This is a genomic window from Streptomyces echinatus (assembly GCF_014203595.1).
GTDB classification, from domain to species: Bacteria; Actinomycetota; Actinomycetes; order Streptomycetales; family Streptomycetaceae; genus Streptomyces; species Streptomyces echinatus.
Window position 1 is genome coordinate 75248 of record NZ_JACHJK010000005.1, and the last position, 21153, is coordinate 96400.

The following is a 21153-nucleotide window of genomic DNA, read 5'->3' on the forward strand; positions in this document are numbered from 1 at the left end:
GGCCAGTTCCTTCTTGGTCGGCAACTGGTCGACCTTCTTGTCCAGTTCCGTGACGCTGGACGTCCGCCCGGAGTGGGACCCCCGGCTGACCACGCACGTGGGGGAGCTGACCGGATCGGGCGTCGAGGGCCTGACCCTGGAGGCGGTCGAGGCCCCGCAGTCGCCCCACCTCCTCGACAAGGGCCACAACGGTGTCGTCCTGCAGTGCGCCTACGACTGCTGGGTGGACGACGTCACGGTCCGGCACGTCGGCAACGGCTTCGGCCTGGTCGCCGCCTCCGCCTGCACCCTGCGCCGCACCCGGGTCGCGGGCCGGGGCTCGCACCACCCGTACTTCTGCCGCGAGGGCTCCCACGACAACCTGATCGAGGACTTCACCATCGAGGAGCGCACGGTCCCCGCGCCCGCGGGCACCCAGCTGCACGGCATCAACGTCGAGGGCCTGTCCTCCTGCAACGTCTGGTCGCGCGGCGACATGCGGATGGGCACCTTCGACAGCCACCGCGGGCTGCCTTTCGCCGACGTCCGCACCGACATCACCGTGAACAACAACGGCCGGCACGGCGGGGACGCCAGTGCCGGCCCGCTCTTCGGCGCCCGGTTCACCCACTGGAACATCCGGGTCACCAACGGCCGGGCGGGCCTGATGAGGATCGACGGCCTGGCCCCGTACTCGGCCACGGTGGGAGTGAACGAGGTCAGGGAGTTCGACCAGACCGACGTCCCCGACTTCACCGGCGACCTGCACTCCCGCCTGGAGCTGTACGGCACCACGGACGCCGTGCGCCCGCGCAACCTGCACGAGGCTCAGCGCACCCTGCTCCGGTAGCGCCCCGGGGTGACCCCGACCAGCCTCTTGAAGTGCCGGGTGAGATGGGCCTGGTCGTAGAACCCGGTCACCGGCGCCACCTCGCCCGGCGGCACCCCGTCCAGCAGCAGCCGCCGGGCGCGGCCGACCCGCCGCGACATGAGGTACTGGTGCGGGGCGATGCCGTACGCACCGCTGAACGCCCGCACCAGGTGCGCCGGATGGGCACCCAGCAGTCCGGCGGCCTCCTCCAGCGAGACGCCCTCGACGACCCGCGCGTCCAGCAACTCCCGCAGCTCACGGGCGACCACCGGGTCCCGGAACCGGTGCGGTGCCTCGGTGCGGCGCCGCAGATGCCCCCGCAGCCGCTCCGCGACGAGCGTCAGCCTGCTCTCCGCCTCCAGCTCGTCACCGGCGAGGGCGAGGGCGGAGTGCAGCTTCCCGACGCGCAGCCGGAGCACGGGGTCCCGCAGATCGGGCGTGTCCACGGCCGGACCGATCAGCTCGTCGCCCAGCAGGCTGCCGTCGAGGTAGACGACCCGCTTGCGGAAGCCGCCCGGCGTGGCCGGCGAACCGTTGTGCGGCACGTGCGGCGGCAGCAGCGACACGGCGTCGTGCGGGGTGCCGTGCTCGTGCCGGTCCAGGTCGTACCGCACGGCCCCGGCGTCCACGATGAGCAGCGTCCAGGCGTCGTGGACGTGCATCGGGTAGGCGTACTCGGTGAAGCGGGCGTGGAAGACCTCCGTGATGCCCGCGACACGGGGACGCCACGCGGTGACTTCCTGCCGGGCGGCCATGCAAAGAACGTACAAGACGGGCGCGTACGGCGGTCGGCAGTCTCGTTCCATGAGCACTGAACCGATCCGTTTCGACACGAAGATCGCCGTACTGCTGCGCGAGGACCTGGAGCCCTGGCAGCGGCTGAACGTCACCGCGTTCCTGGTCAGCGGCCTCGGCACGACGGTCCCCGAGGTGACCGGAGAGCGGTACGAGGACGCGGACGGCGTGTCCTACCTGCCGATGTTCCGGCAGCCGGTGCTGGTCTTCGAGGGCACCAAGGAGACCCTGAAGGCGGCCCACGGCAGGGCACTGAACCGGGCCCTGCCCTGTGCGGTGTTCACGGCGGACCTGTTCGCCACGGGCAACGACCGCGACAACCGCGCGGCCGTGCGGGCCGTACCGACAGCCGACCTGGACCTGGTGGGGCTGGCGGTGTACGGCCCGCGGAGCGGCGTGGACAAGGTGCTCAAGGGCGCGCGGATGCACCCGTGAGCCGGCCCGTCCCGCCTCAGCCGAACATGCCGGGCACGTAGTCGCCGGCGGGCTGGCGGACGATGACGTTGACCCGGTTGTAGGCGTTGATCACGGCGATGATGCCCACCAGGGCGGCGAGCTGCTCCTCGTCGTAGTGCTTGGCGGCGTCCGCCCACGCCTCGTCGGTGACCCCGCCGGCCGCGTCGGCGATCCGGGTGGCCTGCTCGGTCAGCTCCAGGGCGGCCCGCTCGGCCTCGGTGAACACGGTGGCCTCGCGCCAGGCCGCGACCAGGTGCAGCCGGGTGGCGGTCTCTCCGGCCGCGGTGGCGTCCTTGGTGTGCATGTCGGTGCAGAACCCGCACCCGTTGATCTGGCTGGCACGGATCTTCACCAGCTCCTGGGTGGCGGCCGGCAGCGTGGAGTCCGCGATCGCCTTGCCCGCCGCGTTGAGGTGCTTGAAGACCTTCTGGGCGACGGGGACGGTGAAGAGGTTGAGCCGAGCGTCCATGACCTGCTCCTGTGTGGTTGCGGCTGCTTGCACCTCATTGACGCGGGGGAGCGGGGAGATGTGACACCGGTGGAAGTGACCTGGGTCACGTCCGTCAGGCGGTGCCGCCGGCGGTCTGGGCGGTGGGGACCTTGGCCCCCGTGTCCGCCTGCTCCGGGGTCTGTTCCGGGGCTGTGGCCGGTGCCTGTTCCGGGGCTGTGGCCGGTGCCGCGGCCGGGTGCTCCGGGGGCAGTCGGCGCATGAGGAGGCCGTAGCCGAAGCCGGCCACCGTGCCGACCGCCGCGCACATGCCCCACAGCCACTCCGCGCCGACACGGTCGATGACCGCGCCCGACATCAGCGGGGCGATCAGGGCGGCGGCGGACCAGGACAGGGTGAACATGCCCTGGTAGCGCCCGCGGCCGTGCACCGGGGAGAGGCGGACGACGAGGCTGGTCTGGGTCGGGGCGTTGACGATCTCGGCGAGGGTCCACACGCACACGGTCAGCATGAAGACACCGACCGACCCGGCGAACGCGGTCAGCCCGAAGCCGTACCCGGCCAGGACCGAGGAGACGACCAGGAGCGTGCGCGGGTCGCGGTGCTCGATGAAACGGGTGACGGGGAGCTGGAGCGCGACGATCAGGATGCCGTTGACGGCGATGGCCAGGCCGTAGTCGGCGGGGGAGAACCCGGCCCGCCCCATGGCCACCGGCAGCCCGACCGAGCCCTGCTGGAAGACCACGGCGACGAGGAAGGACAGCCCGACGACAGCCATGTACCGCCCGTCCCGCAGCACCGTGACCAGGCTGACGTCCGCATCCTCCTGCCTGGCCGCGGCCGTGGGCCGGGACTCCGGCAGCTTGGCGAAGACGACGAGCGCGCAGACCAGGGTCATCCCGGCCTCGATCAGGAAACCGGCGCGATAGCTGACCTCGGCGATGAACCCGGCGGCCATGGAGGAGACGGCGAAACCGAGGTTGATGGCCCAGTAGTTGAGCGAGAAGGCGCGCACCCGGTCCTCGGGGCGGACGATGTCGGCCATCATCGCCTGCACGGCCGGCCGGGAGGCGTTGGAGGCCATGCCGACGACGAAGGCGACGGCGGCGATGGCGGCCGGGCCGGTCATGAAGCCGAGCACGGCGACGGACACGGCGGTGGAGGTCTGCGCGATCAGGAGCGTGGGCCGCCTGCCGAGCCGGTCGGCCATCACCCCGGCGCCCAGCGAGGACACGACCCCGCCGAGCCCGTGCAGGGAGGCGACGAGCCCGGCGTACGAGGCGGAGTAGCCGCGGTCGAGCGTGAGGTAGAGGGCCATGAACGTGGCCACGAAGGCACCCAGCCGGTTGACGAGGGTGCTGGTCCACAGCCACCAGAACTCCCGCGGGAGCCCGGAGACGGACTCCCGGACGGCACGTCTCACACGGGCTGGCGACATCGACGATCCCCCACGTCTGTAAGTGGCTCAAGCAGCGGCCACAACTTACAAATGCGGAGCTCCGCGACGCCACTCAATTAGCAGGGAGCGTCAATCGACGTGCTGCGCCTGTGCCGGCTGGGCCCGCCGCCCCGCACCACGCCCGGCCGGACGGCGCCCGGAGACCTCGCGCGGCCCGGCCGCCCGCGCGGCGGTCGCCGGGACCCGCTCGAAGCGGCTCGGGAACGGGAACCTGCGCTCGAGGAAGGCGTGGATGGCGGCCTGAGCCGCCGCCCGGTCCTTCGGATCGGTGTCCACGTCGTTGAGGCAGAAGAAGTCCACGTCCTCGCCGGCCGCGAGCCGGGCCAGCCGGCGCCGCATGTCGGGCGTGCCCAGCTGCACGTACCGGAAGCTGTAGTCGGCCGGCACGGCGCGGCCCGTCGCGATCGCCCAGTGATGGTGCAGCGTGGACGCCGGGGCGACGTCGGCGGTGGACCGGAAGCGCGAGTACGACGTGCGCTGGAGCTCCTCGATGCCGAGGTCCTCCATCTCCCGCATGACCGACAGCAGTTGCGGGTGCGGGGTGTGCAGCGACTTGTGTGTGATGTACCTGCCGTGGAAGCGCCGGATCACCTCGCGGGTGTTCTTCCCGGCGGAGTTCGGCGCCGGCTCCAGCGGGTGCGGGGCGCCGACCCCGAGCTTGAGCGGGGAGAACGGGATCCGGGCGATGCCGCTGCCGTGGAAGAAGTGCTCGGCCCGCACCGGGCGGTTGATGAAGACGTCGTCGTTGAAGTAGAGGTACTGCTCCGACAGGCCCGGTATGTGGTGCAGCCGGCTCTCGATCGCGTGCGAGTTGAAGACGGGCAGCGCGTCCGCCGGGAGGATGTCCCGGTGGTCGACGACCGTCAGGCCCGCCGCGTCCGGGTCCAGCCAGGCCGGTGTCTGGGAGTCCGTCACCAGGTAGATGTGCCGGACGAATCCGGCGTACATCTCCAGCGACCGCAACGCGTACTTCAGTTCGTCGTGACTGGTGTAGCGGGAGGCGCCGGTCTCACGCGGGGCTATGACGTTGTCGGAGACCGCCTGGTGGGCGCGGCGCTTCGCGGCCAGCACCGGGTCGTCACCGTCGACCCAGGTGTAGACGGCGTCCACGGGGAAGCACACCTGGTCGATGCCGGGCTCGGCGAACGCCGCGAACGTCGGCACACCGCGCAGCGGCCCCGTGACCGCCGCCGGCCGCTGTTCCACCGGCGTGGCCGGCCGCTGCCCGGCGACCGCGTCGGCCTGCCGCCCGGCGACCACGCCGGCCTGCTGTCCGGCGCCTTCTTCGGCCTGCTGCCCGGCGATCGCCTCGGCCTGCTCACCGGCGACCGCTTCGGCCTGCTGCCCTGTGACCGTGACGGCCGGCGGCTGCCCGGGCACCGTGTCCAGGCGCTGCCCCGGCACCGTCGCCGGCCGCTGGCCCGCCACCGCGGCGGGCTGCCAGGCGGTCGCCGGCAGCACCTCCGAGACGGCATTGCGGCGCGGGGCGACCAGGGCCGGGCCGAAGTCGTCCTGCAGCCGGGTGCCGGGCACGGTGAGATACGCGGGCTCCGCGCCCAGGTCCCGGCCGTACCGCCAGAACTCGATGTCGCAGCCCGACTCCAGACCGGAGAGCACCTGCCCCTGGGGCCCCAGCCGCACCACACCGGTCCGCAGGACCGGCGCCCCGCGCAGCGCCCGCGGCAGCCGCCCGTCGGCCCACAGCACGGCCCGTGTCACGGCACCGTCCGGACCCACCGCGCCGACGAACTCGGCGCCGCGGGCGAAGTGCTGCCGGGCGCGGCCGAGGACCGCGCCACGGTACGACTCCTCCACCCCGACCACCGGCCGCGGCACCCCGGGCCCCTGCTCGGCGGGGACCAGGAAGTACGGGACGGCGGCCGCCTCCAGCACGGCGCACACCTGCTCCAGATCGGCCGCGGCGGCGTCAGTGGAGGTGTATCCGGTGACCGTGAGCCCGTACAGCCGCGCCGGGCCGCGGCCCGTGGGACGCAGCCCCGGGACGGCGGAGCGCAGCCGGCGGCGGGCCGGAGCCACGCGCAGCGCCCAGAGCCGGGCCGACAGCCACAGCCGCAGGCGCAGCAGGAGGTTCCGGGCGGCCCGCAGGCCGGGCGGCGCCGCCGCGAGCCGGTGGCGGATGTCGATGGCCATGACCGTGGCCCGTCAGTTCTGCGTCTCGGAGGAGCCGGAGGCCGGTCCCTGCTTCTCGAAGGGGCTCGGGAAGGGGAAGTAGTTCTCGAGGAACTCGTGCATCCGGACGCTGACCTGCTCACGCTCCTCCGGCGGCACGTCGACGTCGTTGAGGCAGAAGAAGTCGAAGCGGCGGTTGCGGCGCAGGTCCGTCAGGCGCCGGTCGGCGTCCGGCCGGCTGATGTTGACGTACCGGAAGCTGAACTTGCCGGGCACACCGTGGCCGGTCATCAGCGCGTACTGGTACAGCAGCGGCGCCGTCATGGCGATGTCCTGCGGCGAGCGGAACCGGGACGCGGTCGTGCGCTTGACGTCCTCCGGGAACAGCTCCTCCAGCGCCTCCAGCGCCGCGCGCTGCTGCGGCAGCGGGGTGTGCATGAAGTTGTTCGTCGTCATCCGGCCGAACTTGTCCAGCAGCAGCTGACGCACGTTCTTGCTGGCGGAGTTGGTCGCGGTCTCCTCCGAGTGCGGCTTGCCTATGCCGATCTTGAGCGGGGAGACCGGGATCTTCATCAGGCCGCTGCCGAAGAAGAAGTGCTCCGGGGTGACCCGGCGGCCGACGAACACGTCGTCGTTGAAGTACAGGTAGTGCTCGGACAGGCCCGGAATATGGTGCAGCCGGGTCTCGATCGCGTGCGAGTTGAAGACGGGCAGCACGCCCTCGGGGAAGATGTCGCGGTGGTCGACGACCGTGATGCCCTCGACGGAGTCGTCGAGCCAGTGCGGCTTCTGACCGTCGGTCACGATGTAGATGTGCCGCACGAAGTCGGCGTACATCGCGAGCGAGCGCAGCGAGTACTTCAGCTCGTCGTGGCTGGTGTAGCGGGAGGCGTTGGTCTCCTTGTCCAGGATCTCGGCGATGCCGTCGCCCTGGTACCGGGCCCGCTTGGCCCGCATCTCCGGCTCCTCGCCGTCGACCCAGGTGTAGACGACGTCGACGGGGAAGGTGACCCGGTTCACGGTCGGCAGGGTGAGCGCGAGGAAGCTCGGCACCTCCCGGTCGCCGACCCGCACGGTGGCGGGCTTCTGCTCGCTCGCCGGCAGCACGTCCGTCACGCCGTTGTTGCGGGGCGTGACAAGGGACTCGGCGAAGACGTCCTCCGAGGCCTGCGGCTGCACCTTGGCCAGGCGCGCGGGCCCCTCGGCGGAGGCGAGCAGCGCCGCGCCGTCCTCCCAGAACTCGATGTCGCAGGCCAGCTCCGGACCGGAGAGCAGCTGGCCGGCGGGGCCGAGGAAGTTCTCGCCGACGCGCAGCACGGGGGCCGTGCGCAGCTGGGCGGGCAGGACGCCGTCCAGGAACAGCGCCGGGTGCTTGAGCTGGCCGCCGGGCAGGGGCCGGCCGATGAACACGGCCGTACCGGCGTTGCGGGCCTCCAGGGCGGCGAGGAAGCGCTCCCGGTCGACGACGTTCACGCCGACCGTGTAGCGGGTCCGCGACGGCGGCACCAGGAAGTAGGAGATGCCCTCCTGCTCCAGTGCGGCGATCACGAGATCAAGGTTGGAGGCGGCTGCCTCGGCCGCGGTGAACCGGTCGACGACGCGGCCGTAGAACTGCTGGCCGCGCACCGCCACCGGGCGCAGTACCGGGTCCGTGACCGCTGCCTTGCGGCGCCGCCGCATGGTACGCAGCTGCCACACCCGCTCGGCGGCCTTCCGCTCGACTCGCGGTCGCATCCGCCGCGCAAAGGAACGCACGGTCACGTTCAGTGCTCCTCTTCCCTGCTGCCTGATCTACTGGCGACTACCAGACAGATGTATGTTCTGAAAGGTTGTACATGAGTTAACCCGATTTTGGTGCAGGGGCCAGTGAGTGAACAGGCCTTCTGCCGTCAGGTGTGTCAGGGCCCACACGCGCGGCGCGGCCCTCAGGTTCGTTAGGTAGGCTCAAGACTATGGCCGACGCACCGTACAAGCTGATCCTCCTCCGCCACGGCGAGAGCGAGTGGAACGCGAAGAACCTGTTCACCGGCTGGGTGGACGTGAACCTGAACGAGAAGGGCGAGAAGGAGGCAGTCCGCGGCGGCGAGCTCCTGAAGGACGCCGACCTCCTGCCCGACGTGGTCCACACGTCCCTGCAGAAGCGCGCGATCCGCACGGCCCAGCTGGCGCTGGAGGCCGCCGACCGCCACTGGATCCCGGTCCACCGCTCCTGGCGCCTGAACGAGCGCCACTACGGTGCCCTCCAGGGCAAGGACAAGGCGGCGACGCTCGCCGAGTTCGGCGAGGAGCAGTTCATGCTCTGGCGCCGCTCGTACGACACCCCGCCCCCGCCGCTGTCGGACGACTCCGAGTTCTCCCAGGCCCACGACGCGCGCTACGCGACGATCCCGCCGGAGCTGCGCCCGCGGACGGAGTGCCTCAAGGACGTCGTCATCCGGATGCTCCCGTACTGGTACGACTCGATCGTCCCCGACCTCCTGACCGGCCGCACGGTCCTGGTCGCCGCGCACGGCAACAGCCTGCGCGCCCTGGTCAAGCACCTCGACGGCATCTCCGACGCCGACATCGCGGGCCTGAACATCCCGACGGGCATCCCGCTCTACTACGAGCTGGACGCCGACTTCAAGCCGCTGACCTCGGGCGGCAAGTACCTCGACCCGGAGGCGGCCGCGGCCGCGATCGAGGCGGTCAAGAACCAGGGCAAGAAGAAGTAAGCGCCCACGAGTAAGCCCCCTACCTGCGGGTTCTCCGCTGGGAGGGGGCTTTTCGCTGCCTCTGGGCCGTCTCTGGGCCGTGGGTGGACAGAGACGGCAGGGCCGTAGTCGGCCCTGGCGCCTTTGGGCCGTGGTCTCAGATGCGGCTGAACCGCACCCTGAACGACAGCAGGAAGCCGGCCGGGATGGCGATGATCGGTGCGCCTCCCTCCGCCAGGGCCAGAAGCGTGCCACCGACGCCGAGGCTGATGCTGTCAGGCTCACGTGGGATCAGCTCGATGCGTAGGCCGTTACGTGGCACTATGGCCTTATCCGGTTGACACATGGTTCCTCCGTAGCAGGTTGGACAATATGTGCCGACGGAGCGAGGGGCCGCTCATTGCCGTGGGTGGCCCCTCTTGATTCCGCTGCGACGCAATGGACAATAGACGTCCAGCGCCGTACCTCCAAACGCTGCAGCTTAGGGCCCTGTTGCCGTTCTTCCAGTGCGTAGGAGCGGAAGTCTGGATGGATATCGGTAGCCGTCGCCTGTAACCACCGTTCGCCTCGCTTCATTCGCTAACGCGGTGTCTCCCGGCCGGGCGGCCGGGCGGCCGACCGTGCAGGTGGGTGGCCGGTCGGGCGGCCGCCCGACCGGGCGGATGACATGCGTTGAATCATGTCCCGTGAATTTGAGGGGCGGACATTTTCACGGCTGGTGATTTCAAATCTTCCAGGCATCGAATCATGTCCCGCGAATTTGAGGGGCGCACATTTTCACGGCTGGTGATTTGGAATCTTCCAGGCGTCGAATCATGTCCCGTGAATTTGGGGGGCGTGTATTCACGGTTGAAGATTTCAGATCAGCCGAAGATCGCCGTAATTGCCTTGCGGGTCCGCTCCTGGCTGGACGGCATGAGATGCGCGTACACGCGTAGGGTCAGACCCGGGTCCGAGTGGCCGAGGTACTCGGCGAGGGCCTTGATGTTCTCTCCGGCGTCCAGGAGCACCGAGGCGTAGAAGTGACGGAGTGCGTGCATGCCGTTCTCGCGGGACTCGGCGTACGGCTCGCCAGGCTCCCGCTCAGGGATCACCCCAGCCGAGGCAAGCGCCCGCTTCCACGCCTCTTCGTTGAGCGACGTACGCCAGACGTGCCCGCCGCGCGGCCCGGTGAAGATCAGCCGCTTGGTCACCGGAGGCCCGTCCGCCACCTTCCACGGCAAGGTGATCTCGACCGGAGGGAACCGCTTCATGTGGGCCCGAAGGGCGTCAGCGACTGGGCCGGGAAGCGGTACGTCCCGGAGCTTGCCACCCTTCGGTGGGGCGAATACCGGCTTGCTGCGGCTCAGCTTGAGCTGCTGGACCACGTGGAGGGTGTCCGACTCGAAGTCGATCGCGTCGACGGCCACGCCCAGGATCTCGCCCTGTCGAAGGCCGCAGCCGCCGCCCAGGTCGACCATGGCTTGGTAGCGCTCGGGCATGCCGGCCCGGACGGCGAAGACCCGTTCCGGCGTCCAGGGCACGACGCGCTTGTTGTCCACAGCCGGTGGACGGACCGAGCGGGCGGCGCACGGGTTCCGGGGAAGGTGCCCGTCGTCCACGGCCGCGCTCAGGACGGCACGCACGTTGGAGTAGATCGTCCGGGCGTACGAGCCACGGACGCCGTTCTCCTGAAGCTGCCGCACCCAGTCGCGGATGTGAGCGGGCTGGAAGGACCCGAGAGGGCGCGACCCCAGGTAGGGATAGGCGTGCAACCGGAGCTGCGACTCCATCGAGGCCTGGGTATTCGGGTCCGGTGCGTGGGTGACCCACTTCTCGGCGTACTGCTGGAAGGTGATCCGAGCCGCACGGGGGTCGATGTACTGCCCCCGCGCCATGTCTGCCTCAGTCTGCGAGAGCCACTGTTCAGCAAGCCGCTTCTGACGGTCGGGGAAGCTCTTGGACTTCTCGGTGCCGTCCGGGCCGACGTAGCGGGCGCGGTAGCGCATGCCCGTGCCATAGCGCTCGGTCTTGACCTTGCGAGTCTTGCCGTCCGGTCCCTTCTCTTCCTTGTACCAGCGGTCTTGGATGTGTCCGGCCATCAGGCAGCGGCCCCCTTGATCTGGGACTCCACCCAGGCGCGTACGTCGTCCGGATCGAACCGCAGGTGCCGGCCGACCCGGAAGCCCCGAGGACCGGTGCGCTTACGGCGCCACTGGTAGACCGTCTCGACACTGGGCAGCTCGAACATCTCCACCAGGTCGTCAGGAGTCAGGAACCGCGTGGGCAGGGCGCGCGGTGCCGGGGCTACTTCGACAGAGGCACGGCGTCGATCAGCCATGCGTGGGCTCTCCTTCCGTTCCGGGGGCGGGTTCGAGGGATGCGGCAAGCCAGGCTTCGGTGTCGGACAGGCCAGTGCCGGCGAAGACCCAGTGGGCGAGGACGTACGTCGTCTCGGTCTCGGGCCCGTTGGTCGCTGCCGCCGCCTGTACCCGGCGCCATTCGGCTCGGGCGTCGCGGAGGGCGCGGAGGGTGGTGGAGTAGCGGCGGGACTTGGTGGAGAAGTGGCCGCGGAAGCCGAGCATGTGGGCCCAGGCGCGCAGGCGGAGGTGTTCCAGGTCTTTGCGTGCGCCGAGGGTCCAGGCGGTTCGGATGAGGCGGCGAGCGTGGTCGCTGATGTCGAGCTGGGCGAGTTCGGCGGCGAACTTCAGCGGGCGGTCGAGGGCGCCCGTCGCGGTCTCGGCGCCTTTGGTGGCGTACTTGGCGATGTACGCCGCTACGGCCCGCTCGGTGAGTTCCTGGCCGTCGTTGAAGTCGGCGGAGCGGATGGTGCGGACGTCGAGCTGTCGGCCGAAGGTGAAGGTGTGGGCGCGGCCGTCGATGACCGGGCCGTCGATGCGGACCTTGGCAGCGGCGGCCTCGATGGCGTCGGTGAGGAGTTCGGCCGTTGCCCAGGCCGGGGGCGGGGTGTCCCCGCCGCTGGGGCCGTCGAGGCGGATGACCGCATGGAAGTGGACGGCTCCGCGTTTTTGGTATTCGGCGACCTTGGCGAACGACACGCGCGCGTGCTCGCGGAATCGCCGCTGTGTCAGGCCCGCGCGCTTGGCGACCTCTCGGCGCAGGTAGACGGAGAAGCGCCGCCAGAGCTGCCCGGCGTGGGCGTTCCAGAGGACGGCCGCTTCGTAGTCGTAGGTGTCCGGGTCGAGCGGGGTACCAAGGGCGTCGTCGTCCTGGTCGTGGTGGGTGCCGCAGCGGCAGGGGCGGCCGTCGGTGCGGCGGTTGTGGACCGGGCCGAAGCCGGGGGCGGTGAAGGTGGCGAAGACGCGGGGGTGGGCGGCGACATGTTCCGGGGTGCCCTTGCCGCCGCGCAGTCCGGCGGTGATGAGGTGGAAGGTGTCGCGGCGGTAGACCTCGGCGCAGGCCGGGCAGCGGGTGGTGCGGCGGTTGTTGCAGCGGACGAGGAGTTGGCCGGCCGGGAGGGCGGTCGAGTCGAGGTGGTGCAGGACGCGACCGATCTCGCCGGTGGTGGTGTCGATGTCGTACTCGGTGCGGTGGCCGTCGAGGCGGATCGGGTTGGTGCAGCCGCCGAGCCCGGAGAGCTGCCGGAGGATACCGGGCAGGGTGCCGCCTTCGGCCAGCCTTGCGAGTTCCGGGAGCGGGGGCGGGGTGGTGCGGGTGAAGATGGCGATCTCCTTCTGACTGGATCGGTCAGGAGCGATGGCCCGGGGCGGCCGGATGCTTGGCCGTGTCGCGGCCGCCCCGGGTGCGGTTCGGCTTGTCAGCGCCGGTACTGGTCGCGGAGCAGGGAGCGCACGACGACAGCGGCGACGGCCACGGATATGGCCGTGACGGCGACGGCGGCCAGGAGCGCGGTGAGGACCACACCGGCGACGAGCACCGTCGCCACCGTCTTCTGGTCCACGGGCAGCGACGGGAGGCCGCGTCGGGCGGGAGCCGGGTCGGTCGGTGCGCGGGTGTGGGCGGGCGGCGGGGTGGGGCTGTCCGGGTACTTGGGCAGGAACACAGCGGGCGTCTCCTTATCTACTCGTCTAGGCATGTGAGCCGTTTACGACGCTCACGCCGGAGCGGGTGCCGGACTCGATGGCGGGAGCCAGGAAGGTGTGCGAGAGCCAGAAGCCGAACAGGGCGATCAGGACGACGATCCAGGTGCGCACGCCGAGGAACTTGATCGCTCCCCAGGCGAAGAAGCCGAGGACGACGACGAGCGGCAGGCTGACGGTCACGGTTGTCCGGGTCCTTTCAGCGGACGGGGCAGCGGTGGGTGCGGGCGGCCAGTTCGGCGGCGGCGCGGCTGTCGTAGTCGGCGGAGAAGCCGCAGCGCGGGGCGGTGCAGGCCGCGGTGTGCTTCTCACGGCCCCGGCTGTCGTAAGCGGTGCCGACCTGAACGGGGCCGATGCGGGTGACGTTGCGGAAGCTGCGGTTGGCGGACACGCGGTCTCCTCTCAGAGGTGGGCGGCGATGGCTTCGGCCATCGGGGCCGGGACGCCGAGGCGGGCGCGGAGGGTAGGGGTGTCGATCGGGACGCCGGTACGGGCGTGGTGCTCGGCGGCGACCTTGCGGGCGTGGTCGACCAGGGCGGACGGGACGGGTACGGGCGAGGGTTGCGGTGGTGCCTCGATTGCCGGTTGGGCAGGTGGCTCGGGCGCGGTTTCGGGCTCGTCCTCCTGGTCCTCGATGACCTCGGGTTCGGTGTCCGTCTTGGGCGCGGTGTGGGCAAGCAGGGTTCCGCCGAGGAAGGCGATTGCGGGCCAGCCCGCGACGAGAATGCGCAGCCAGGCAGGGACGTTGCCGAGGTCGAGGAGGCCGGCAGTGGCGACGTTGGCACCGAGGGAGGCGGCGAGTGCGATGACGAACCAGCACCAGGCCGCCGCTTTGCCGTGCCCGGAGCGCAGTCGACGCCAGGCGGCGACCAGCAGCAGGTCGACGGAGACGGGGTAGGCCCACGCCTTCCATCCGTCCTGCCCGGCGGCCACGGCGACGTCGTGGAGGTGGGCGAATGACAGCGCGGCGGCGATGAACGCCTGGACGAGCACCGCGTCGACGCGGGCCAGGTGGGTACGCATGATGCGGCTCCTTCCGGAGTCGGGCAGGGGAAGGTCAGCCGGTTACCGGGTGAGGCAGGACGACCGGCGGCGTGCTCTCGACCGGATGCTCGGGCACGTCGGGCCGGAACGGCTTCAGGGCGGAGAGATCGGGCACCAGGTGGGCCGACTCGCGGCAGGCCTTGGCAGCGTCGCCGAGGGAGAGGTATGGCGTGCGAATGCGGGACCAGCCGCCGGAGGTGTCGCCCGCCACTGCCAAACCGGGCCGTTCCGGAGCGATGGAGCAGGCGGCGGAGACCGCTTCGGGGGCGATGTCGCCCAGGGCCATCTTGGCGGAGGCTTCGTCGTTGACGCGGTGGCAAACGCGGCCGGTGAGCTGGGCGCGGAGCATGGTGGCGCCCTTGCCGAGTTCGGCGCCGAAGCGCTGTCCGCACACTTCCACGTAGATGCCGGCGGCGCGGCCGAGCTGGGCGAGGCGGATGAGCTGGGTGACCATCTCGTCGCGCCGTTCCTCGTCCTTCTTTGTGGCCACCATGAAGAGTTCGGCCACCTCGTCCACGAACAGCACTACCGGCACCGGGCGTTCGTGCTCGGGCAGGCCCCAGATGTCGGAGGTGATTTCCTCGTCCGGGATGCCGGGGGCGATGCCCTGTCGGGCCTTGATCAGGTCGTACCGGTCCTCCATTTCCTTGACCAGCACCGGCAGCAGCTCAGCCGCCTGTTCCGGGTCGGTCGCGAGTGCGGAGAGCCGGGGCGCGAAGGGCGCCAGCTCGACACCCCGCTTGCAGTCGATGCCGACGAGGGCGACCGGCTGAGCAGCGAGTCCGGCGATGAGGTGCCGCAGGTACATGGACTTGCCGGAGAGCGTGGCACCGAGGGTGAGTTGGTGGGGGATGGTGCGGTAGTCGCGGACGAAGGGCGTGGCGTCCTCTCGCAGTGCGACCGGCACCTTCAGGAAGCCGCCCGCGATCCTGCGCGGCATACGCACCCGCCGTAAGACGTCGTAGCCCACGAGCCGCAGCTCGACGACCCCCGGCTTGACGGTGGTGACGTACACGGCGTGCACGCCCCACGCGTGCCGTAGCCGTTCGGCGGAGGCGGCGACGTCGGCGGGTTCCTGGCCCGGGGCCAGGCGGAGGCGTATCCGCAGCCCAGTCGTGGTGGGCCGAATGAGGCCCCGACGCGGCGGCACGGGCCGTATCTCGCGCTGCGTCATGGCCTTCATGGCGAGCACCCGCAGCCTGGAGGGCGCCACGGTCAGGCCGCATGCCTCCATGACCGAGCCGTACGAGCTGAGCAGCCGAACCGTGGACACCGGCAGACCGACCGTGGACCAGTACGCCGCCGGGTGCTTGGCCCGGGCGCAGGCGGCCCCGCCGCCGAGTGCGGCGACAGGACCACCCACTTCCAGAAGCGTCGTCAGGTCGGACATTAGGCGGCGGCCCCGGTCGCGGCCGGGAAGGCGGCCGGAGTGACAGCGGCAGCGCGGTAGGCGATGCCGTGGCGCTGCTGTCCGTTGAAGACGGACTCCCACGGCCGGGCGACGAGGCCCGGCAGCGAGACCGGGGCCCCGAGGGTCAGCCCCTCGGAGATGCCGCCTTCCGGAACGGTGACCTTGATCAGCGAGGACTCGCCGTCCTCGATGTAGACGACACCGATGGTCATCAGCGCCTCACCGCTGTTGGCGTCCTTGGCGATCTCGCCGGTCTGCCGGTCGCGGACCTTCGGCTCGGGCGCCTCGGTGAGGAGGATCGTCGCTCCAGAGGTCTCCACGCGGATGGTGCGCAAGGCACACTCCTATCCACTCGTCTATACAAGATGCTTTCTGCGAGTCCCTTGATCGGGATCGTGCACTCACCTTGCCACACAACTTGCCCACTCGTCTATACGAGTAAGCGTGTTGGGGTGTACGAGTTCGGAGAAGCGTCCCCGCGCACCACCGCAAATCATGACGATCAGGTCGCAGGAAGCTGGTACGAGAGGACGTACGCGTCCGCCGCCATCACCGTGTCGCAGACCTCGACGGCCCGCCCCTCGGTGTCGAAGGCCGTCCGGATGAGGTGGATGACCGGCACACCGGCGGCCAGCCGGAGCGTCTTCACCTCTGCGGGCGAGGGCATCCGGGCGCGGATCTCCTCCTCGAAGTGGTCGAGGCGGTGGCCCAGCTCTTCCAGGCGGGCGTAGATGCCGCCGGGCCCGGGGTTGGGTTCCGCGATCGGGGTCCCGCGGGCGATGTCGAGCGGAAGGTAGGAGGTGGCGAACTCCACCGGCCGCCCGTCGAGCAGATACCGGCGCCGACGAGCCAGCACGCGCCGCACCGAGCCCAACCGGGCAGAGACGTCCTGACTGGCCTTTTCCTCCTTCACCTCCAGGCTGTCCACCTGGGGGTGACTGCCGGCCGCGTCCGCCTCCACGATGAACGCGGACTTGCCCTGCTCCCTGTGCCGCCGGGCGAAACGGTCCGAGGCGAGCCGCCGCACGGGCGGTCGTGGTCGTACGAAGACTCCCCTGCCGTGCTCGGCGTGCACCAGGCCCTCACCCTGGAGGATGGAGAAGGCGTTGCGGACCGTCATCCGGGACACCCCGAAGTGGTCGACAAGGTCGGCTTCGGAGGGCAGTTTCTCGCCCTCGCGGAATCGCCCACGGTCGATGGCCTCGCGCAGTTGGTCGGCGATCTGCCGGAAGACCGCACGATCGCTCGTGGGGTCGAGATCACCGAGGAGGCCCGAAGGGAGAGGGCTCACGTGAGTAATCCTTTAGGTATCTAGACGAGTGGGCGAGTGTTGTTGCTACGGTGGAGAGCCTAGTCAGCCGAGAGGGCCGAGGAACGTGAGCACAGAACGCCCGCACTCCGTGAGCGTCGCCGGGGTCGTCGTGGACGACCACGGCCGGGCCCTCCTGATCCAGCGCCGGGACAACGGCAAGTGGGAGCCGCCGGGCGGCGTCCTCGAACGCGAGGAGACCATCCCCGAAGCCCTCCAGCGCGAAGTCCTCGAAGAGACCGGAATCAAGATCGCCCTTCCGGCGACCCTGACCGGCGTCTACAAGAACATGAAGGGCCTGATCGTCTCGCTGGTCTTCCGCTGTGAAGCCGCCGACGGTGTGCCCACCACCGGTGACGAGACCCGCGCACTGCGCTGGGCCACCCGCGAAGAGGTCACCGAGCTTGCCGACGAGGCGTACGCGATCCGCGTCCTGGACGCTCTCGACGCCATGACCCCGCCGGCCATCCGCGCCCACGACGGCGTGAAACTCGTCTAGCCCGAACCCGCTGCACATGGCGGCCTACCAGCACGAAGGAACTTGTATGCATGAGTATACGAGTACAGCCCGGGTCTGGGGCCTGAGTTGCCCAGGATTCCCCGAAGAAGTGAGCCGGGCCCGCCGCTGGACCCGCGACATCCTGCGCGGCTCCCCCTTAGCCGAAGACGCCGAACTGATCGTGAGCGAGCTGAGCGCGAATGCGATCCTTCACACGGCCAGCGGCCGGGAGTACGGCAGCTTCCACCTCGCGGTTGCCGTCTCGGCACAGGTGGTCGCGGTGTCCGTCACGGACGATGGCGGCACGGCAACGGCCCCGAAGGTCGAGCACCAGGACCAGGACGCCGAGAACGGCCGAGGACTGGGCATGGTCAGCGCCATCGCCCACCGGGTCGTCGTCCACGACAGCGAGCAGGGCCACACGGTCACCGCGGAGCTGTACGCGGACGCCCGTCCGGGAGGCCACCCATGCTGAAGCCGCCGCAGTGGGGCTTCTGGTGCGAGTGCTGGACCGAGGACCTGACCGAGCAGTGGGGGCCGGCACTGCTGGCATCATTCGACGCGTACTCGGCACCCCAGGCAGACCGTTGGGTAGCGGTCGCACTCCGCACGATCTCACCGGCCCTGGACGCGGACGCCTCCGACGAGGCATGGGAGTGGCTGTACGAGGGCCGCATCGAAACCCGCCGAGCCCTGCTGCGCGCCGAACCGTGCACGGTGTCTGTGGCCCACGCGGATACCCGCATCACCTGGACGATCCGACCGGTGCTATTCCTGCCACTCGTGCATCGCCAGGCAGCCGAACTGCCCGCGTGCGCATACAACTTCAAGCCCCGTCAGGCTGAGTGAGTTACAACTTTCTCTACTGGTTCAAGGCGGCTCGCTCCGCTCACCGCGCGCGGCCCGGCCCCCGGCCGGGCCTGCGCTCCTGTCTCCGCCCCGCTCCAGCCCGGCCGGCGCCCGTGCCGCGCGCTGAGGCAATCTGCCGCTGCTGTCAGAGAAGGGGTACGTCGTGGCTGGGGCGGTCGGCTCCACGGCTTTACGGAGCCACTTTGGCGCGAGCCTCGAAGATCATGGCCCCAACGTCGTGCTTTACCGGGCAGGTCCACAGACTGCCCGACGCGCCGGAAGCTTACGGGGCCATGATCACTCGCGCCAAAGCAGCGCCACCCCAAAGCCGCTCCACCGCCCGTCGACGGTCTGGCAACCGATGTTGCCCAAGCGCGTGAAACCGCTGGATAGCCTCGTCAGCGATCAGATGCAGCCATGCATCCGTTTTCGGTCATTGCACCAGAGTCTGCCCCTCCCCCCGCGCCGCTTCTGCGACTCTATGTGCTTGCACAGAGTCGCTGCCTGATCACGAAGCGAATGCCCGGCGGGGGGATTTGTGATGGAACACGCACAGTTGGTCGCCACCGCGACGGCAGCCGCAGCCGCGCTGGTAGGGGAGATGGCCAAGGACACCTGGGCATCGGTGAGGTCCCTGGCCGCCCGACTGTTCCGTCATGCAGGTCCGGAGGAGGAAGAACGTCAACTGGCCAGGCTCGACACCGACCAGGCGCAGGCAGCAGCGCTTGATCCAGCGGTTCTCCGCGACAGGTGGAGCCGCCGACTACTGACCCTAGTGGAGGATTTTCCAGAGGCAGCCGAGATCCTGGCTGAGCTGGCGAGCCGTCGGCAAGAAGACGCGCAAACGGGAGTAAACCAGTCGGCGTCTAACAACACTGGGTCCGTCATCCAGATCGGCAGGGACAACTCCGGCAACCTGAACACGGAGAGAAGGTGACTGCCCCAGAGGGGCCCGTCACGCCCCCGCGTCCCGAGGGTCCACCACTTCCCGGACAGTTCTCAATCAATAACACCGGCGCGAATATCCAAGTTGGCCGCGACAACACCGGCATCATCAACATCACACGACGGGCCAAGTTGCCGCATCCCGCCGTCCCGCGTGGCGACCGGGAAGCGGCCTTGGAGCCGCGTTGGGCTCACACACCGACCCCGCAGCAAGCGGCAAACCTAATTGCCGCGCACGGTCTCGCCGTCATCGCGGGAGAGCGCGGCACAGGACGCCGCATCTCGGCAGTTCGTGCTCTGCATACTCACCTTGCCACTCCATCGAGAGCAGCCCTGCTCTTCGATCTCGCAGTGGACTGGGACGAAGACGAAGTTCCGGAACGAGAGGTACTGCCCGAGCCGGCTGCTGGGCACGGTTACTTGATCGATGCGACATCCCGTGTCGTCTCTGAGCCCACAGCTCGGGCACTCACAGCGTGGGCAGAGGAGCTCCACGACCAGGGTGGGTGTCTGGTCATCATCGCCAACCAAGGCGCGTGGAAGGGCGACAACCGCATCGAGGTTGTCGCGGTGCGGCCTGATGCAGGCCAAGTTGCTCGAAACCACCTTGCTTACCTGGGATGCCAGGCGCAAGCACAGTGGCTACAACTCGACCCTCAGCGCACTATGTCACGCGGGCTGCTCCGCCAGCCCGTCCCTTCCGATCCCACCGTGGGCGTCCTAGCCGACCTCATCACGCGTAGCGTGAGCCCGTCTGACGCCGTTGCGATCGCTGAGCGCCTGCGCAACATCGCCCCTGAACGCGTCGTCCGAGCCGTAGAGCTGAGGGACAACAAAGACGAGCAAGGGCTCGATGAGATTCGTCGCATTCGGGAAGAGGTCCTTCTATGGACAAGCTTCTTGGAGAAGAAGCTCACGGATACGGGCACCCGTGGCGAGGATCGGGTGATGCTGCTTGCTGCCGCCTACCTCGAAGGTGCCCCCCTAGAACTCTGCATTAAGGCGGCCACCGCGTTCGGTTCTCGTGACGAGCCGATCGCGCGGCGCTATCGCGAAGGCCGCAGCCCTCGGCGCCGTTTGCGGGACGTGGGAGTCGACGTGACTCCCAGTGATACGGCAGCCTTTGATAGCAGGCCAGGCCTCGCTTCCTCGGCCATCCACATGGACTGGCATCACTGGGCCGACGAACGAGCAGAGACCGTTAAGTGGCTCACTCGCATCACCGCCTCGGACGGCGTGGCCAGGGCATGGGCAGAACAGGTTGGCTCCCGGCTATTGGATCTGTCCAAGACCGCTGTGGACCCTCCCTTCTTCACCGTCCTTGATGCTTGGACGAGCGCATCCCCGGACACTGGACGCATAGACGTAATCGCCAGACTCATGACGCAAGCCGCTGAAACAGGAGAGCTTGCCCGTGACGCCCATAAGCAACTGCTGGATTGGGCTAGAAAGCCACAACTGTCACATCGGAAGGTAGTGGCTCAGGTATGCGCCGGCCGCTACGGCATGCGATGGCCTCACATGGCCCTCGTCCGGCTGCGTCACATCCTTGCGATGGAAGATGACGCCACTCACATCGCAGCTACCGCTCTCGAAAGCTACGCAGGAAAGAGCAGCGACGGCCTTAAGAGGATCGTCGCAACGATTGAGACATGGCTCGAAAAATATCCGAACCACGCTGCGGGCCCGCGGGCATTTCTAGCCCTTACCGATCCTTCATACAACGTTCTGGACCGGCTTATGGCCTCTGCTCAAGTGTCGCCGGTGATCCGTGATTTCTTAATCAGCGGTTGGATGCAGACGCTGGAACAGGCAGACGTGCGTGACCGAGCGTATCAAGTCCTACTCGGTTGGGCCAAAGCCGCTCATGAGGGGCGACTGGAAAGTGGCACTACATTCGGAATTCTCACCGACGTTCGAAATGCTCACACTCCAGTCGATGCCATGTCACGCTTCCTTTATGGAAGCCCCGGCCAAGACGATCGCGCTCTGATCGAAGCCCGGCTCGCCTTGGCCAATCTCCAGACCTGCAATCACGCGGAATGCCTCGAACCATCCTGCCCCCTCAAACAAGCTCCTGGCTCCTCCTCCGGCTCCTCCTCGGATTCCAGCACCGCCGGGGGCCCAGGTGAGCTTCGAACCTGACCTGAGCTCCGAGAGTCGACGAGTTCGGTTTTCCTTGCTTCGTTGGGTGCTGGCACCGCTTACGACCTGGCGTGCTCGAC

General features: G+C 69.2%; 23 protein-coding genes and 1 pseudogene. 8 read left to right on the plus strand and 16 right to left on the minus strand.

Features of this window, described 5'->3' with window-relative positions:
- Positions 1 to 55: 55 nt before the first annotated feature.
- Positions 56 to 829 (plus strand): annotated as a pseudogene (locus FHS34_RS15535) (hypothetical protein); the annotation flags it as partial.
- Here FHS34_RS15535 and FHS34_RS15540 read toward each other — a convergent pair.
- Positions 808 to 1605, minus strand: coding sequence for a helix-turn-helix transcriptional regulator (locus FHS34_RS15540; protein WP_184965484.1), 798 nt, complete (start codon positions 1603 to 1605; stop codon positions 808 to 810). The pseudogene FHS34_RS15535 and the gene FHS34_RS15540 overlap by 22 nt on opposite strands.
- A 49-nt stretch (positions 1606 to 1654) precedes the next feature.
- Here FHS34_RS15540 and FHS34_RS15545 point away from each other — a divergent pair, with 49 nt between their 5' ends.
- A complete protein-coding gene (locus FHS34_RS15545; RefSeq protein ID WP_372478572.1) occupies positions 1655 to 2080 on the plus strand; it encodes a DUF2000 family protein in 426 nt (141 codons plus the stop codon).
- 16 nt (positions 2081 to 2096) lie between these two features.
- Here the strand turns inward: FHS34_RS15545 and FHS34_RS15550 are convergent, their stop codons facing one another.
- The 4 genes from FHS34_RS15550 to FHS34_RS15565 form a co-directional block, all read right to left on the minus strand.
- Positions 2097 to 2570 (minus strand): carboxymuconolactone decarboxylase family protein, encoded by a 474-nt coding sequence (locus FHS34_RS15550; protein WP_184965488.1) that lies wholly within the window; start codon positions 2568 to 2570, stop codon positions 2097 to 2099.
- Between the two features lie 94 nt (positions 2571 to 2664).
- The gene (locus FHS34_RS15555) at positions 2665 to 3987 is read right to left on the minus strand and encodes an MDR family MFS transporter (protein ID WP_184965490.1); all 1323 of its coding nucleotides are present in this window, start codon (positions 3985 to 3987) and stop codon (positions 2665 to 2667) included.
- Between the two features lie 90 nt (positions 3988 to 4077).
- Entirely contained in the window at positions 4078 to 6159 is a 2082-nt protein-coding gene (locus tag FHS34_RS42585; protein ID WP_225817478.1) for a stealth family protein, read from the minus strand.
- A 12-nt stretch (positions 6160 to 6171) separates the two neighbouring features.
- Complete coding sequence (locus FHS34_RS15565) at positions 6172 to 7899, minus strand: stealth family protein (RefSeq protein ID WP_184965491.1); 1728 nt, start codon at positions 7897 to 7899, stop codon at positions 6172 to 6174.
- 191 nt (positions 7900 to 8090) lie between these two features.
- Between FHS34_RS15565 and FHS34_RS15570 the strand changes: the two genes are divergently transcribed.
- The gene (locus FHS34_RS15570; RefSeq protein ID WP_184965493.1) at positions 8091 to 8852 is read left to right on the plus strand and encodes a phosphoglyceromutase; all 762 of its coding nucleotides are present in this window, start codon (positions 8091 to 8093) and stop codon (positions 8850 to 8852) included.
- Positions 8853 to 8988: 136 nt separating this feature from the next.
- On the opposite strand, the gene FHS34_RS15575 is transcribed toward FHS34_RS15570, so the two are convergent.
- The 11 genes from FHS34_RS15575 to FHS34_RS15625 form a co-directional block, all read right to left on the minus strand.
- Positions 8989 to 9153, minus strand: coding sequence for a hypothetical protein (locus FHS34_RS15575; RefSeq protein ID WP_184965495.1), 165 nt, complete (start codon positions 9151 to 9153; stop codon positions 8989 to 8991).
- Positions 9154 to 9694: 541 nt separating this feature from the next.
- Entirely contained in the window at positions 9695 to 10912 is a 1218-nt protein-coding gene (locus FHS34_RS15580; RefSeq protein WP_184965497.1) for a tyrosine-type recombinase/integrase, read from the minus strand.
- A complete protein-coding gene (locus FHS34_RS15585; protein WP_184965499.1) occupies positions 10912 to 11151 on the minus strand; it encodes a helix-turn-helix transcriptional regulator in 240 nt (79 codons plus the stop codon). Before FHS34_RS15585 ends, FHS34_RS15580 begins: the two co-directional genes overlap by 1 nt.
- Positions 11144 to 12448 (minus strand): replication initiator, encoded by a 1305-nt coding sequence (locus tag FHS34_RS15590; RefSeq protein WP_184966325.1) that lies wholly within the window; start codon positions 12446 to 12448, stop codon positions 11144 to 11146. Before FHS34_RS15590 ends, FHS34_RS15585 begins: the two co-directional genes overlap by 8 nt.
- Positions 12449 to 12588: 140 nt before the next feature.
- Positions 12589 to 12834 (minus strand): SpdD protein, encoded by a 246-nt coding sequence (locus FHS34_RS15595; protein ID WP_184965501.1) that lies wholly within the window; start codon positions 12832 to 12834, stop codon positions 12589 to 12591.
- A gap of 25 nt (positions 12835 to 12859) precedes the next feature.
- Positions 12860 to 13054, minus strand: a complete 195-nt coding sequence (locus FHS34_RS15600) for a hypothetical protein (RefSeq protein ID WP_184965503.1) — start codon at positions 13052 to 13054, stop codon at positions 12860 to 12862.
- Positions 13055 to 13070: 16 nt separating this feature from the next.
- The gene (locus FHS34_RS15605; protein WP_103809705.1) at positions 13071 to 13262 is read right to left on the minus strand and encodes a mobile element transfer protein; all 192 of its coding nucleotides are present in this window, start codon (positions 13260 to 13262) and stop codon (positions 13071 to 13073) included.
- A gap of 11 nt (positions 13263 to 13273) precedes the next feature.
- Positions 13274 to 13894, minus strand: a complete 621-nt coding sequence (locus FHS34_RS15610; protein WP_184965505.1) for a DUF2637 domain-containing protein — start codon at positions 13892 to 13894, stop codon at positions 13274 to 13276.
- Positions 13895 to 13928: 34 nt separating this feature from the next.
- A complete protein-coding gene (locus FHS34_RS15615) occupies positions 13929 to 15305 on the minus strand; it encodes an FtsK/SpoIIIE domain-containing protein (protein ID WP_184965507.1) in 1377 nt (458 codons plus the stop codon).
- Positions 15305 to 15661 carry an SCO3933 family regulatory protein gene (locus FHS34_RS15620; protein WP_030790247.1) on the minus strand — a complete coding sequence of 119 codons (357 nt, stop codon included), beginning with the start codon at positions 15659 to 15661 and terminating at the stop codon, positions 15305 to 15307. The genes FHS34_RS15615 and FHS34_RS15620 overlap by 1 nt, the downstream gene beginning before the upstream one ends.
- 167 nt (positions 15662 to 15828) lie before the next feature.
- Positions 15829 to 16617, minus strand: a complete 789-nt coding sequence (locus FHS34_RS15625; protein ID WP_028421051.1) for a GntR family transcriptional regulator — start codon at positions 16615 to 16617, stop codon at positions 15829 to 15831.
- 109 nt (positions 16618 to 16726) lie between these two features.
- Here FHS34_RS15625 and FHS34_RS15630 point away from each other — a divergent pair, with 109 nt between their 5' ends.
- The 5 genes from FHS34_RS15630 to FHS34_RS15650 all read left to right on the plus strand — a co-directional run bounded on the left by FHS34_RS15630 (position 16727) and on the right by FHS34_RS15650 (position 21073).
- Entirely contained in the window at positions 16727 to 17134 is a 408-nt protein-coding gene (locus FHS34_RS15630) for an NUDIX hydrolase (RefSeq protein WP_184966327.1), read from the plus strand.
- A gap of 46 nt (positions 17135 to 17180) precedes the next feature.
- Positions 17181 to 17609 (plus strand): ATP-binding protein, encoded by a 429-nt coding sequence (locus tag FHS34_RS15635; RefSeq protein ID WP_184965509.1) that lies wholly within the window; start codon positions 17181 to 17183, stop codon positions 17607 to 17609.
- The gene (locus tag FHS34_RS15640; RefSeq protein ID WP_184965511.1) at positions 17603 to 17983 is read left to right on the plus strand and encodes a hypothetical protein; all 381 of its coding nucleotides are present in this window, start codon (positions 17603 to 17605) and stop codon (positions 17981 to 17983) included. The genes FHS34_RS15635 and FHS34_RS15640 overlap by 7 nt, the downstream gene beginning before the upstream one ends.
- A gap of 541 nt (positions 17984 to 18524) precedes the next feature.
- The gene (locus FHS34_RS15645) at positions 18525 to 18920 is read left to right on the plus strand and encodes a hypothetical protein (RefSeq protein ID WP_184965513.1); all 396 of its coding nucleotides are present in this window, start codon (positions 18525 to 18527) and stop codon (positions 18918 to 18920) included.
- Between the two features lie 359 nt (positions 18921 to 19279).
- Positions 19280 to 21073: a hypothetical protein gene (locus FHS34_RS15650; RefSeq protein ID WP_184965527.1), complete on the plus strand. Its 1794-nt coding sequence runs from the start codon at positions 19280 to 19282 to the stop codon at positions 21071 to 21073.
- The last annotated feature ends 80 nt before the right edge of the window (positions 21074 to 21153 follow it).